General features: G+C 65.8%; 14 protein-coding genes. 7 read left to right on the top strand and 7 right to left on the bottom strand.

Annotated features, from left to right (window positions below):
• Positions 1–43: 43 nt before the first annotated feature.
• The 5 genes from QFZ91_RS22785 to QFZ91_RS22765 all read right to left on the bottom strand — a co-directional run bounded on the left by QFZ91_RS22785 (position 44) and on the right by QFZ91_RS22765 (position 5,340).
• The gene (locus tag QFZ91_RS22785) at positions 44–1,009 is read right to left on the bottom strand and encodes a 2-hydroxyacid dehydrogenase (RefSeq protein WP_429568504.1); all 966 of its coding nucleotides are present in this window, start codon (positions 1,007–1,009) and stop codon (positions 44–46) included.
• Positions 1,009–2,298 (bottom strand): MFS transporter, encoded by a 1,290-nt coding sequence (locus QFZ91_RS22780; protein WP_176108355.1) that lies wholly within the window; start codon positions 2,296–2,298, stop codon positions 1,009–1,011. The genes QFZ91_RS22785 and QFZ91_RS22780 overlap by 1 nt, the downstream gene beginning before the upstream one ends.
• A 124-nt stretch (positions 2,299–2,422) precedes the next feature.
• Positions 2,423–3,406, bottom strand: coding sequence for a sugar kinase (locus QFZ91_RS22775; protein WP_429568503.1), 984 nt, complete (start codon positions 3,404–3,406; stop codon positions 2,423–2,425).
• 81 nt (positions 3,407–3,487) lie between these two features.
• Positions 3,488–4,282: a sugar phosphate isomerase/epimerase family protein gene (locus QFZ91_RS22770; protein WP_429568502.1), complete on the bottom strand. Its 795-nt coding sequence runs from the start codon at positions 4,280–4,282 to the stop codon at positions 3,488–3,490.
• A gap of 167 nt (positions 4,283–4,449) precedes the next feature.
• Complete coding sequence (locus QFZ91_RS22765) at positions 4,450–5,340, bottom strand: LysR family transcriptional regulator (RefSeq protein WP_429568501.1); 891 nt, start codon at positions 5,338–5,340, stop codon at positions 4,450–4,452.
• Between the two features lie 137 nt (positions 5,341–5,477).
• Between QFZ91_RS22765 and QFZ91_RS22760 the strand changes: the two genes are divergently transcribed.
• The 6 genes from QFZ91_RS22760 (at position 5,478) to QFZ91_RS22735 (ending at position 11,729) form a co-directional block, all read left to right on the top strand.
• A complete protein-coding gene (locus QFZ91_RS22760) occupies positions 5,478–6,557 on the top strand; it encodes a YeiH family protein (RefSeq protein ID WP_429568500.1) in 1,080 nt (359 codons plus the stop codon).
• A 203-nt stretch (positions 6,558–6,760) separates the two neighbouring features.
• Complete coding sequence (locus QFZ91_RS22755) at positions 6,761–7,498, top strand: glutathione S-transferase (protein ID WP_429568499.1); 738 nt, start codon at positions 6,761–6,763, stop codon at positions 7,496–7,498.
• A 112-nt stretch (positions 7,499–7,610) separates the two neighbouring features.
• Positions 7,611–9,344, top strand: a complete 1,734-nt coding sequence (locus tag QFZ91_RS22750) for a ClcB-like voltage-gated chloride channel protein (protein WP_429568498.1) — start codon at positions 7,611–7,613, stop codon at positions 9,342–9,344.
• A 153-nt stretch (positions 9,345–9,497) separates the two neighbouring features.
• Positions 9,498–10,835: a C45 family autoproteolytic acyltransferase/hydolase gene (locus QFZ91_RS22745; protein WP_429568497.1), complete on the top strand. Its 1,338-nt coding sequence runs from the start codon at positions 9,498–9,500 to the stop codon at positions 10,833–10,835.
• Between the two features lie 216 nt (positions 10,836–11,051).
• Positions 11,052–11,306: a hypothetical protein gene (locus tag QFZ91_RS22740; protein ID WP_368595065.1), complete on the top strand. Its 255-nt coding sequence runs from the start codon at positions 11,052–11,054 to the stop codon at positions 11,304–11,306.
• A gap of 192 nt (positions 11,307–11,498) precedes the next feature.
• The gene (locus QFZ91_RS22735; RefSeq protein WP_176379263.1) at positions 11,499–11,729 is read left to right on the top strand and encodes a DUF2795 domain-containing protein; all 231 of its coding nucleotides are present in this window, start codon (positions 11,499–11,501) and stop codon (positions 11,727–11,729) included.
• Between the two features lie 31 nt (positions 11,730–11,760).
• Here the strand turns inward: QFZ91_RS22735 and QFZ91_RS22730 are convergent, their stop codons facing one another.
• Positions 11,761–12,831, bottom strand: a complete 1,071-nt coding sequence (locus QFZ91_RS22730) for a LysR family transcriptional regulator (RefSeq protein WP_429568496.1) — start codon at positions 12,829–12,831, stop codon at positions 11,761–11,763.
• A 266-nt stretch (positions 12,832–13,097) separates the two neighbouring features.
• Between QFZ91_RS22730 and QFZ91_RS22725 the strand changes: the two genes are divergently transcribed.
• Positions 13,098–13,310: a hypothetical protein gene (locus tag QFZ91_RS22725; RefSeq protein ID WP_368595067.1), complete on the top strand. Its 213-nt coding sequence runs from the start codon at positions 13,098–13,100 to the stop codon at positions 13,308–13,310.
• A 77-nt stretch (positions 13,311–13,387) separates the two neighbouring features.
• On the opposite strand, the gene QFZ91_RS22720 is transcribed toward QFZ91_RS22725, so the two are convergent.
• Positions 13,388–14,005, bottom strand: a complete 618-nt coding sequence (locus QFZ91_RS22720; RefSeq protein WP_176108343.1) for a TetR/AcrR family transcriptional regulator — start codon at positions 14,003–14,005, stop codon at positions 13,388–13,390.
• Positions 14,006–14,023 lie beyond the last annotated feature (18 nt).

Below are 14,023 nucleotides of genomic sequence, written 5' to 3'. Positions count from 1 at the left end.
TCGTGTCGGTCCGAGGGTGGCAGCTTGCGCGCCGCCCTGCGATTCACTTCGCCAGGACTTCACGGTTGACGATGTTGGTCGTCAACGTGCCGTCGAGCGCGGCGACCAGGTTCTCCGCCGCGTTGAGCGCCATCGCATGACGGGTCTCGTGCGTCGCCGAACCGATATGCGGCAGCGCGACCACGTTCGGCATCGACAGCAACGGCGAGTCGGCCGGCAACGGTTCGGTGTCGAACACGTCGAGGCCCGCACCGCGAATCGTGCCGTTCTTCAATGCCTCGATCAGCGCCGCTTCGTCGACGGTCGCGCCGCGCGACGCGTTGATCAGGATCGCGCTCTTCTTCATCGCGCGCAGTTCGGCCGCGCCGATCAGATGCCGCGTTTGCGGCGTGAGCGGCACCTGCAGACAGACGAAATCGGACTGCGCGAGCAATTCGGCCAGTTCGACGCGCCGCGCGCCATACGCCTCTTCCGCCTGGCGGTTCGGGCTGCGGTTCGTGTACAGCACCTTCATGTTGAAGCCGAGCGCAGCGCGCCGTGCGACCGCGCCGCCGATCCGCCCCAGGCCGACGATGCCGATCGTCTTGCCCTGCACATCGACCCCGAACTGCGCGGGCCCGATGCTCGTGCGCCACTGGCCCGCCTTGACCCAGTCGGCCAGCTCGACCACGCGCCGCGCGGACGCGAGGATCAGCGAGAACACGGTATCGGCGGTCGATTCGGTCAGTACGTCCGGCGTGTACGCGAGCACGATGCCGCGGCGCGTGAGGTCGTCGACGTCGAACTGGTCGTAGCCGACCGAGATCGTCGACAGCGCCTTAAGCCGGCTCGCGCCTTCGAGCATCGCCGGCGCGATCTTCACGCTCGCGCCGATGCCGCCGTCGGCATCGCGCAACGCGGCGACGAAAGCATCATGCTGTGACGGATCGACCTGCACGACCTGCGCATGCTGTTGCAGATAGGCGAGCACATCCTCGGGCAGCGATTTCCAGGCGACGATCTTCTTCATCAGCTAATTTTCCTTGCGACGGTGGGACGAGCGGGGTCGCGTCGTTCGGCGGCGGCCGGCTTGACTGCGAGCGTCAGGATCACCGCGGCGACGAGCGCCACGCTCATGAACGCATACGATGCCGCGGGCGAGCCGGTCGCGCCGTTCAGATAGCCGACCACGTACGAGCCGACGAACGAACCGAGCGCACCCATGCTGTTGATCAGCGCCATCGCGCCGCCCGCGACGTTCTTCGGCAGCAGTTCCGGCACGATCGCGAAGAACGGGCCGTACGGCGCGTACATCGCGGCGCCGGCGATCACGAGCAGCGCATACGAAATCCAGAAATGCGCGGAGCCGAGCCCGTACGACGCCGCGAACGCAATCGCGCCGACCAGCAGGAACGGCCACACGAACACCTTGCGGCGGTTGAGTTTATCCGATGCCCACGAAGCTGCAAGCATCGCGATCGTCGCGGCCGCATACGGCAGCGCAGACAGCCAGCCCGTCTCGACCATGCCGATCGACGAGCCGTTCTTCAGGATCGACGGCAGCCACAGCACGAAACCGTACACGCCGATGCTCCAGCAGAAATACTGCGCGCACAGCTTGATGACCGCGGGCGTGCGAAACGCCTCGCTGTAGTTGCGCACCGGCTTGATCGCGGCCTGCTCGGCGCGCAGCGTCTGCGCGAGCGCATCCTTTTCCTGCTGCGTGAGCCACGACACCTGCTCGGGCTTGTCCTTCACGAGGAACCACCAGCACACCGCCCAGAGGATCGCGGGCGCGCCCTCGGCGATGAACATCTGCCGCCATCCGAACGAATGCACGAGGTAGCCCGACACGACCGACATCCACAGCACCGTGACCGGGTTGCCGAGAATCAGGAACGTGTTCGCCCGCGAGCGTTCGCTCTTGGTGAACCAGTTGCTGATGAAGATCAGCATCGCCGGCATCACCGCGGCTTCGACGACGCCGAGCACGAAGCGGATCGCCATCAGCGATGGGATGTTGCTGACCATGCCGGTCAACGCCGCGCAGCCGCCCCACAGGATGAGGCTCCAGAACACGAGCTTCTTCACGCTGCGGCGCTCGGCGTAGATCGCGCCCGGAATCTGGAAGAAGAAATAGCCGAGGAAGAACAGCGCGCCGATCAGCGACGCGAGCCCCTTGCTGATGCCGAGATCCTGGTTGATGCCGGCCGCCGCCGCGAAGCCGAAATTCGCGCGATCCAGATACGCGAGGCTGTAGGTGATGAACACGATCGGCATGATCGTCCACCAGCGGCGAATCGCAAGTGATGAGGTCATGGAAGTCTCCTTGGACGGCGTCGTCCCGAATCAATGATGAAAAAATCTTGGCGCGCTGAGGGCGCTCTTGTTGTCGTGTGATGCTGGTCGTGTGTGCATCGCTATCGATGCAGTCCGAGCCGCGTCAGGCCGCGCTTGCGATGCCCGGCACCTCGGCCAGTTCCAGCGCGTCCAGTTCGGCGCGGTTCGGCAAACCTTCCGAATCGCCGATCACCTGAATCGCGAGCGCGCCGATCCGGTTGCCGCGCGCGACCGCCTGCGCGAGCGTGCGGCCTTGGAGCAGCGCGCTGATCACGCCGACCGCGAAACCATCGCCGGCGCCGACCGTATCGACGACGTTCGCGACCGGCCGGCCGGCGATCGTCGCGGCATCGGTCGCGGTGCGGTAATACGCGCCCCGCGCGCCGAGCTTGACGATCACGCCGCGCGCGCCGCGCTCGAGGTAGAACTGCGCGATGTCCTCCGGCTGCGTATAGCCGGTCAGAATCTCACCCTCGCCAATGCCGGGCAGCACCCAGTCGGCGAGTGCCGCGAGCGCGTTCAGGCCTTCGACCATCGCCGCGCGCGACGGCCACAGCGTCGGGCGCAGGTTCGGGTCGAACGAGATCGTCCTGCCTGCCGCACGCATTTCACGGGCCAGATGGAACGCGAGTTCGCGCGAACTCGCCGAGATCGCCGGCGCCACGCCGGTCAGATGCAAATGACGCGCGGGCAGCACGTATTCGGCGACGTAGTCGTCGCGCGACAGATGGCTCGCCGCCGAGCCTTTGCGGAAGTATTCGACCGCCGGATCGCTGCCGTCGTCGTTCTTCGACTTCAGCTGGAAGCCGGTCGGATAGCGCGCGTCGGTGCTCACACATTGCTGGTCGATGCCCTCTTTCGTCAGCGTGTCGCGCACGTACTGGCCGAACGAATCGTCGCCGACGCGGCTCATCCAGCCCACCCTGAAGCCGAGTCGCGACAAGCCGATCGCGACGTTCAGATCCGCGCCGGCGATGCGCTTCGTGAAGTGTCCGACGCCTGCCAGCGGGCCGGTTTCGGTGGCGACGAACATCGCCATCGCTTCGCCGTAGGTGATCACGTCGAGGGCGGGGTGCGGGTGGGTCATGCTGGGCTCCTGGTGGTGCTTCCGATGCCGATGATTCAGGTTGCGTTGCGTTGTTTGCTGCCTTGCTTGCCGCGTCGCGGTCTATACCCGCGCTAGCCAGTTCACATAGTGCGCGGCATCCGCATCGATCCGGCTGGGGTCGAACGGAAACTCGATGCCACGCGGCACATCGCGCGGCAGCAGGTCGAGGACTGCGCGGAATGTCGCGTCATCGCCGGCCGGCGCGGTCGCGAAGCGCCGCGCGCCCTCGCCCGTCGTGCTCTTGCAATGGATGTATTCGACATATGGCGCGAGCTGCGGCGCGATTTCGAGCGGCGCGACGTCGAGCCACGCCCAGTTGCCGGTATCGAAAGTCATACCGAGCGCGTCCGCGTGGCCTTCACGCGCGAGCGCGTCGAACAGACCGACGAACTGCGCGGGCGAGCCGCCCTGCGCCAGTTGCCCGTTTTCGACGACGAGCCGTGGCTGCGCGCCGTCCGTGGTGCCGCAGCCGCTCGCCACCTGCGCGACGAGCGCCGCACCGTGAGCCTCGCCCGCGAAGCCGCCGAGTTGCAGCTTGACGAAGCGCGCGCCGAGCGCCGCCGCTTCGTCGAGCGCCAGACGCAGCGCGTCGGTATCGAGCTGGCCGTTCGCGGCGTACAACGATGCCGGCGTCGAGAACACCGGCCACAGCCCGAGATCGGCCAACGCCGCGCCGAGGGCGCGCAGCCGTTGCGGGTCCGCGTCCGCGTCGCTCGCGAACAGCTCGCGACGCACTTCGAAACCCGCCGCGCCGGCTGGCTTTGCCGCCTGCGCCCATTTCAGATGGCCGTCGGCGCGCACGGCGTTCACACCGAACGCGCTGGCGACGATCACGATCTCAACTGCATCAGCCATGTCCAACTCACTCGATCCTGACGCGAAACCGCTCTTGGAACCGGTTCCAATCTCACTTCGAAAAAAAGCGCCGAGGCGCTGCGATGTGCGAATAGTGCGCGGGACGGCCATCGCGCACCATAGAGGAAATCCCCAGGCGCGCCGGCCGCACGCCGCCAGCGCTGCAGTCAGCCGCCGTCCGCGATACACATCGCCAGAAACTGTTCGACCACCCGCGACGGCGCGCTCGCATGGGGCACCAGAATCGACAGCCGCCGCGTCAGCGGCTGCGGGCTCAGCGACATCAGCCGCAGCGCACCGTTCTCGTGCCGCATCGACATCGCCGACACGAAGCCGACGCCCATGCCGGCCCGCACCGCCTCCTTCACGCCTTCGACCCCCGCGATCTCGAGCGCCACGCGCATCGGCACGCCCGCGCGTGCGAACTCGCGCTCGACCGTCTGCCGCACGCCCGAGCCTTCCTCGCGCAGCACCAGCGGATAGGCGCCGAACGCGGCCAGCTCGATGCGCTCGCCGTTGTCCGCCTGCGCGAGCGGATGCGAGCACGGCATGATCGCGACGATTTCATCCTCGCGCCACGCATGGACGACCGTATCCGGCGGCAGATCGGCGCCGGCGGGACCCTCGATCATCGCGATGTCGACCGAGCCCAGTGCGCCGACGATCTCGGCTGTATTGCCGTTGGCGGTATGCACGGTCACGTCCGGATAGCGGCGATGGAATTCGGCGATCAGATAGGGCAGCAGATAGCTCGCCGGCGTCGTGCTCGCGCCGATCCGCAAAGTGCCCTGCTCCAGACCGCGCAGCGCGTCGCGATACGCATGCGCCTGCCGCCAGGTATCGCGCAGCCGCGCCGCATAGCTGGCGAGCTGCTCGCCGGCCGGCGTCAGCCGTACGCCGCGGCCATCGCGCTGGTACAGAGGCTCGCCGAATTCGTCCTGCAATTGCCGTAGCTGTCCGGACACCGCCGGCTGCGACAGATGCAGCGCCACCGCCGCCCGGCTGATGTTGCGGTGCTCAGCGACGGCCGCGAACGTTATAAGTTGATCCGGGGTCATCTCGATGAAATATTGGTTGGGCTGATACCTCATATTCTAAATCACGATTTTTCATATCGTTATATCTAATTTAGGATTAGCCCCGTTGCTGCTCATGCAGTTCTGTGCAAGTTCGCTACGAAGTCAGGCACCCGATCATGTCGACACCCACCGTCCCGCTCACTGCCGCCTCACCCGCGCTGTCCACTCGCGGCCAACTCAATGGCGTGCTGTTCGTCGCGCTGTTCGCCGCCGCCGTCACGCGCATCGCGGCGATTCCGGCGGTTGCCGGTCTTGGCCTGAGTCCGCTGATCGTCGGCATCGTCGCCGGTGCGATCTATGGCAATGCGCTGCGCGACAGCATGCCGGCCAGCTGGGCGGCGGGCGTCAACTTCTCGGCGCGCAAGCTGCTGCGCATCGCGGTCGCGTTCTTCGGCCTGCGCGTGAGCCTGCAGGAAATCGCCCAGGTGGGTCTGCCGGGCCTCGCGGAATCGGTGCTGATCGTCGTCAGCACGCTCGTGATCGGCACCTGGGCCGGTATCAAGATCATGAAGCTCGATCGCGACACCGCGCTGCTGACGGCGGCCGGCAGCGCGATCTGCGGCGCGGCCGCGGTGCTCGCGTTCGAATCGACGCTGCAATCGAAGCCGCACAAGAGCGCGATGGCGGTCGGCACCGTCGTGCTGTTCGGCACGCTGTCGATGTTCCTGTACCCGGTGCTGTTCAACGCGGGCTGGCTGCATCTCGATACGGTCGGCGCGGGTCTCTTCTTCGGCGGCACGATCCACGAGGTCGCGCAGGTGGTCGGCGCGGCGAGCAACGTGAGCCCGGAAGCGACGCACATCGCGACGATCGTCAAGATGACCCGCGTGATGCTGCTCGTGCCGGTATTGCTGGTGGTCGGCCTGTGGGTGAACCGCGCGGCGCGCGGCGCGAAGGATGGCAGCACGGACGGCATCGTCCCGCGCAAGCTTGCGATCCCCTGGTTCGCACTCGGCTTTCTCGCCTGCGTCGCGATCAACTCGCTGCATGTGCTGCCGCAAAGCGCCACCTCGTCGCTGAACCTGCTCGACACCTTCGCGCTGACGATGGCGATGACCGCACTCGGCATGGAAACGCGTATTTCGCAGATTCGCGAAGCGGGTCCGCGCGCGCTGACCACGGGCCTGATTCTGTATGTGTGGCTGATCGCCGGCGGACTGGGCATCACATGGGCCGTCCAGCACCTGTTGCGCTGAGCCGTCGCCGGCTTCCCCACCTTCCCCGACACCCCGCCGCGCGCGGGGTATTGGGCATTCTGGCGCCCCATCCGGCCCGTTCACACGGCATACTCGTTGCTGCGAACTTTGCTCCCACAACCCGCCTGTGCGCATGGTCCGATGGCAGCGGTGAAACCGTCTTCGCGCGACGCGTCCCGGCGGACCGGAATGAGGATCGATCGATGAGCCTGGAACTGTACTACTGGGATGGCCTGCAAGGCCGCGGCGAATTCGTGCGGCTCGCGCTGGAGGAAGCCGGCGTTGACTATGTCGAAGTCGCGCGCGGCAAGCCTTCGAAAGGCCTTGGCACCGAGGCGATGATGGCGGTGATGGACAGCCCCGACGAGCCGTATCCGCCGTTTGCGCCGCCGTTTCTGAAAGACGGCGATCTGGTGATCCCGCAGACCGCCAACATCCTGTTCTATCTCGGCCCGCGGCTCAATCTCGCGCCCACGGTGGAGAGCCTGTGCTACGTCGCGAACGGCCTGCAACTGACGATCGCCGACGTCGTCACCGAAGCGCACGACACCCACCATCCGCTCGCGAGCGGCCTCTACTACGAGGAGCAGAAAGACGCGGCGAAGGTGCGCGCGCACGATTTCATCGAGCATCGGATTCCGAAGTTCATGTCGTACTTCGAGCGCGTGCTTGCGCAGAATCCGGCCGGCGACAGCTTCATGGTCGGCGACGCGCTGACCTATGTGGACCTGTCGATGTTCCAGCTGATCGATGGTCTGCTGTATGCGTTTCCGCGCGCGCTGAAGCGCTTCGGCGAGCACTATCCGCGGCTCGCCGCGCTGCACGACAGGGTGATCGCCAGACCGAACATCGCCGCTTATCTGGACTCGGACCGGCGCATCGCCCATAACGAAAGCTGCGTCTTCCGGCACTACCCGGAACTCGACGAGGCGGCGACTTGAACCGCGCCGCCCGGCCCCGCCCGCTCGCCGCCGCGCGCCCGCCATTCGATGCGGGCGCGCTGTCGTTGTGGCGCGGATTCTTCAATCTCCGATCACGCCCCGTACCGTCGACGTGCTTTCATTCCTGCTGAAGCTGCGCACCCGCGCCCAACGCCTTTTCCGCCTCTCCGATGCCCATACGATGCTGGTCTGGTCGGTCGTCGTCGGCATTGCCGGCGCGTTCGCCACCGTGGCGTTTCGCAAGGGCATCGAACTGCTGCAACTGGCGATAACCGGCCACTCCGGCAGCTTCGTCGAAACGGCGCGCAGCCTGCCGTGGACCGTGCGCATCTGGGTGCCGGCCGCCGGCGGTCTGGTCGCCGGCGTGTTTCTGCTGATCGCGCAGCGTCACGCTGACAGGCACCCGCACTCCGACTACATGGAAGCCGTCGCGATCGGCGACGGCGCCGTGCCGGTGCGCCTGAGCCTGTGGCGCAGCGTGTCGTCGCTGTTTACGATCGCGAGCGGCGGCTCGATCGGCCGTGAAGGTCCGATGGTGCAGCTCGCGGCGCTCGCCTCGTCGCTGATCGGCCGCTGGGTCCACTTCGATCCGCCGCGGCTGCGCCTGCTGGTCGCGTGCGGCGCGGCGGCCGGTATCACGTCCGCGTACAGCGCGCCGATCGCGGGCGCGTTTTTCGTCACCGAGATCGTGCTCGGCTCGATCGCGATGGAGAGCTTCGGGCCGGTGGTGGTCGCTGCGGTCGTCGCGAACATCACGATGCGCGAATTCGCCGGCTACAAGCCGCCCTACGAGATGCCGGAATTTCCGACCGTGACCGGTCCCGAGGTGCTGCTGTTCGTCGCGCTCGGCGCGCTGTGCGGCGCGGCCGCGCCGCAGTTCCTGCGGCTGCTGGATGCCTCGAAGCAGGCCTTTCGCAAGCTGCCGGTGGCGCTGCCGGTGCGGCTCGCAATCGGCGGTCTCGTGGTCGGCATCATCTCGGTCGCGGAGCCCGAGGTGTGGGGCAACGGCTACAGCGTCGTGAACTCGATCCTGCATTCGCCGTGGACGTGGTCCGCGCTCCTGCTCGTGCTCGTCTGCAAGCTCGCGGCGACCGCGGCGACGGCCGGCTCCGGCGCGGTCGGCGGCGTGTTCACGCCGACGCTGTTCGTCGGCGCGGCGGTCGGCTCACTGTTCGGCCAGGGCATGCACGCGTTGTGGCCGCACGCGACGTCGGCCGCTTATGCGTATGCGATGGTCGGCATGGGCGCGTTCCTCGCGGGCGCGACCCAGGCGCCGCTGATGGCGATCCTGATGATCTTCGAGATGACCTTGAGCTATCAGGTCGTGCTGCCGCTGATGGTGTCGTGCGTGGTCGCGTACTTCATCGCGCGCGCGATCGGCAAGACCTCGATGTACGAGATCACGCTGCGCCGCAATCGCGAGGAGCAGGAACGAACGCGACTGCGCGCGACGCAGATGCGCGAGCTGATCCGCCCCGCGCAAACGGTCGTGCCGCCGAACGCGACCGTGCACGACATGACGCGCGTGTTTCTCGAATATCCGGTCAAGTACCTGTACGTCGCCAACGACGCGGGCGCATTTCTCGGCGTGGTCGCGCTGAAGGACATCACGTCCGATCTGCTCGACCGGACCGACACGTCGATGAAAACCGCCGCCGATTATCTGCAGCCGCATTTCGACGTGCTGACGCCGGACATGTCGCTCGCCGTCGCGTTGCAGCACTTCATGGCGTTTCAGGGCGAGCGGCTGCCGGTGATCGAAAGCACCGCGCGTCCGTTGCTTGCCGGGGTCGTCTACAAGACCTCGCTGCTCGACGCGTACTTCCGCATGAATCCGTCGCGCTAGGGCCTTCGCGCAAGCTTCGCGGCGCGCGATGCAAAGCGCCGCGGATTCTCTACAATGAACAGACCGCCGGCCCTTCATGCGGCCGGCACGCGTGAGCCCAGCATGGGCGCGGCGATAGCGCCCACCCTATACGCGGTATCGTCGGAGCCGAAGATGAGCGAACCGTCCCCCGAGGCCGTACGCCGCGATCAGGCCGGCTGGATTTTCGTGCATATCGAAGGCGAGCCGTACGATCGCGGTGAGCAGCACGGCCAGTTGCTCGCCGACGAAATCAGAAACGCGATCCGCACCGCGCGATATCTCGCCAGGTGGGACACCGGCGAGGAGTTCGACACCTTCGTCAACGCCGCGACGAGTCAGTTCGCGAGCAAGCTCGACACCGAATTCGCCGACGAAATTCATGGCATCGCCGATGGCGCGAAGCTGCCGTTCGCCGAAGTGCTCGCTTGGAACGGCTACATGGATCTGCTGCAAAGCTGGTGGCCGACACATGCGGCGCAGGCACAGCCGCATCTGGGCGCGAAACTGTGGCGCGGCCGGCGCGGTCACCACTGCAGCGCGTTCATCGCGACCGGCAGCGCGACGCGCGAGGGCCGCATCGTGATGGCGCACAACTCATGGGACCGCTATGCGGCCGGCGACGCGTTCAACGTCGTGTTCGACATCGTGCCCGACCGCGGCAACCGCATCCTGATGCAGGGCCTGCCGGGCTGCATCTCGAGCCTGACCGATTTCTGGGTTACGGCGGCCGGCCTGATGATCACCGAAACGACGATCTCGAACTTCGCGGGCTACAACCCGGCCGGCGCGCCCGAGTTCTATCGCTCACGGCGCGCGTCGCAATATGCGAACAGCATCAAGGAATGGTGCGAGATGTTTTCGCTCGCAAACAACGGCGGCTACGCGAACAGCTGGCTGCTCGGCGACACGAAGACCGGCGAGATCGCGCGTTACGAACTCGGGCTGCACTACTCGGGCTTCGAGACCACCAGGGACGGTTTCTACAGCGGCTACAACACCGCGACGGATCTGAAGATCCGCAACCAGGAATGCATCGGCGAAGGCGAGGACTATACCGACGTGCGCAAGAACGGCGCGCGGCGTCTGCGTTTCATGCAGCTCGAGGAAATGCATCGCGGCAGCATCGACGTCGAGCTCGCGAAGCAGATGATCGCCGATCATCACGACGTCTATCTCGATCGCAACGACAACCCGTGCTCGCGCACGATCTGCGGACATCTGGAGCTCGACGACGCGCGCTTCGGCGGCACCGATCACGGCCCGTTCAATCCGTGGGGCGCGAACGACGGCAAGGTGGTCGATAGCGAAATGGCGCGCGAGATGGCGTTTACCGCGCGCTGGGGGCATCCGTGCGGCCGGCCGTTCGATGCGCAGGCGTTTATGAAGCGGCATCCGCAGTGGAACTGGCTGAACGGCTATATGCGCGACCGTCCGTCGTGGCCGTGGACGCGCTTCGACGTGCTGCGCTAACGCATGGCGGACGCGCGCGGTGGTTCGTGCGATGATGAAATCTACAATACGGTTTTGTCGCAAACGTGCGCGCTTTGCAGTATTTGCCGTCTAAGATGGTAAGGAGCTTGGGCCGCGTAGCGCTACGCCGTCCTTGGCTTGCACCGTCCTTTCGACGCGGGACGGCACAGGGTTTGCTCGATTGTCAGCGCCGCATGAGCTTTAGGAGGTCGGGCGATGAAAACCTCGACACTGTTAATCATGGTGACGCTGTCAGCCTCGTGTTTCGCCGCACCGGTTCATACCGCGCCGGACAGCAAGGATTCCATTACGCTTGCGCAACGCGTGGACGCCGCGCCGGTCGCGCCTCCTGCCCCGGACGTGGCGAGCGCCGACTCGAACCGTCCGCAGCACTGGGAGCATATTGCGCTGCCAAAGTCCCGACATCTGGAACGCAGCCTAACCGGGCAGCACGAGCATCTGACCACGTGACGGCGGCCGCAACGGCACGCGATGGCGCGGCCGCGACGGCGCGCTGGCCCGGCTTGCGCCGGCTGTCATGAAGATGAGGTGGCGATGCGCGCGGGTTTGCGACACACTGCGAGAAACTCATCGCGGCGAGGCGCTGTCTTTTCGCGGCGGCAATAACAACGTGACTAAGTCGAGCTCGATAGGAGCATGCGCATGACGGCCTCGGACATCCCCGGCGAATCGATCGATCTGCAGATCGCCGATCTTCTCAGCGAAGTCGAATTTCCGACCAACAAAGATGCGCTCGTCGACGCGGCGCGCGAAGCCGGCGCGAGCAACGAGGTGCTGGCGATGCTCGATAGCATGCCGGAGCAGGATTATGTCGACATCGAGTCGGTCACGCGCCTGATCGGCGGCAATTATGGTCCGGGCTTAGGCATCTAAAGCCGGATTCAGACACGCGTCACCTCACCCTTCAGAACTGCGACGACGCCGCGATCCGCGTGCGCGGCACCCTTGTCACACGGCGTGTCGTGCGGGTGCGTTCGAGCGCGTCTTCGGCCATCTCGCGCGCGACCTGATCGTCGTCGGACCCGCTCACCTGCGCTACCGCCCGCACCAGCGCCGCACTGCGCGAATCCCGCGCCTGTGCGCTTTCCGGCTGGAAATGCTCGACCAGATGATCGATGAACGTCCGTACCTTCGCCGGCAGATGCAGCCGGCTCGGATACGCAATCGTGATTTCGATGGGCGGCAGGCTGTACTTTTCGAGCAGACGCACGAGCCGCCCCGCCGCCAGATCCCGCCCGATCAGGTAGCTCGGCAGAATCGCCACGCCCATGCCCAGCAGCGCGAACTGCCGCAGCATCTCGGCGTTGTTCGCCGCGATCGCGTTGGTCGGCCGCACCCGCACTTCGCCGTCCGGCCCGCTGAACACGCGCTCCTCGCCGCCACCCTGCTCGGCCGGCCGGCTCAGGCACGAATGCCCGAGCAGATCGTCGGGGCGTTTCGGCGTGCCGTGTTGCGCCAGATACTCGGGCGTCGCGCACACTGTCATATAGCCGGTCGTGAGCCGCCGCGTGACGATGCTCGCGCTGCGCATCTGCCGCGCAACCAGAATACCGACGTCGAAGCCCTCTTCGACGAGATCGACGTGGCGGTCGGCGAGCGTGACGTCGGGCACGACGTCCGGATAGCGCGCCGCGTACGACTGCACGACCGGCGCGAGACTATGCAGCCCGAACACGACCGGCGCGACGATGCGCAGTGTGCCGACTGGTTCGTGATTGCGCGCCACCACCATCTGCTCGACGCCTTCGAGATCGGCGAGGATGTGACGTACGCGCTCCAGATAGGTCGCGCCGGATTCGGTCAGCGACAGACGGCGGGTCGTGCGGTTCAGCAAACGGGTGCCGAGCCGCGCTTCGAGATCCGCCACGTGCCGCGTGACGACCGCGGTGGATAGATCCAGCGCGCTCGCCGCGCCAACGAAACTGCCGAGGTCCGCCACCTTGACGAACACGCGCATCGACTGCAGTTGATTCATGGGACGACTCCTGCCTCGGTAAAGCCGGGCCGGCGCAATGGTTGCCGCCTGTGTGGACCCGCGCGGCATGCGCGCGGGCCTGCCCAACCCAACCGATTCTAGCTATCGGACATGTCCCAACCCTGACCCAGACATGACATTCCGGTCAGATTCGAGGTGGCGTGTCGATCCCGCCACTATTGCGGCGTCTATTGTGGGTTTTAACTAGGTATAAACCCTAGTCTATTGGTAAAATAGCGGCCGAATGAAATTACCGCCACATCGCCATGCCACATCGTTTTCATCTGCTCGAAAAAATCGCGTTTTCGCTGGTTTGCTGGTCGGCCGCCGCTAGCTCGGCATATATCGCTTATGAGCGCTGCCCGGATATCAAGGTCGCCCTGCACGCAGGGGCAAAGATCCTCGACGCCAGCGGCCAATACGCGTTCGCTTGCACGGCACCCGCCGCCGAAGCCTGCGCGCAACTGCCGGTCGACTGATTTTTGCGGTTCCAGCCGTATCTGATGCGCGATCCGCCGGGGTCGCGCGTTCTCGCATCCGGGCTCAACGCCCACTGTCACGCATCGCGCCCGAACACCACGCGCGAGAAAAACCCCGCCAGCACCATTTCGGCCATTTCGGTCGGCACATTTTGCGGATCGACCGTGTAGAAGAACTGCACGCCGTCGCATAGCCCCATCAGTCCGATCGCGAGCTGCTCGGGCGGCATCGACATCGGCGTGCCCACGCGCTCCGAGAACTCGCGCACATAGGCGCTCAACTGTTCGATCTTCTCGTGCATGAACGCGTTGAAGCGCAGCCGGAAACGGCCGTCGCGCACCGCCAGCAGCTTCGCCTCGACCCATAGCAGAAAACACTTGTTCTCGCGATGCAGCGAGCTGTAGTAGCGCAGCACGCGCGCCTCCATCTCCTCGCGCGACGCCGCGTTTTCGAAGATCGCATGCAGTCCCGCCTGCATCGCTTCGTGATCACGCCGCAACAGCTCCAGAAACAACTCGGTCTTGCTGCGGAAGTTCGAATAGAACGCGCCACGCGTATAGCCGGCCGCCGCCGCGATGTCCTCGACACTCGCCGCGACGAAGCCCTTCTTCATGAAAGTTGCCTGCGCAGCATCGAGCAGCCGCCCGCGCGTCTGGTCTTTGCTCTGCTCTCGTGTCAGTCTTTGACGTTTCATGGCCGCAAGCCTAGCATC

The organism is Paraburkholderia sp. JPY419 (genome assembly GCF_050435705.1).
GTDB lineage: Bacteria > Pseudomonadota > Gammaproteobacteria > Burkholderiales > Burkholderiaceae > Paraburkholderia > Paraburkholderia youngii.
The sequence above is the reverse complement of the archived record's forward strand: the minus strand, read 5'-3'. Positions and strand labels throughout refer to the sequence as shown.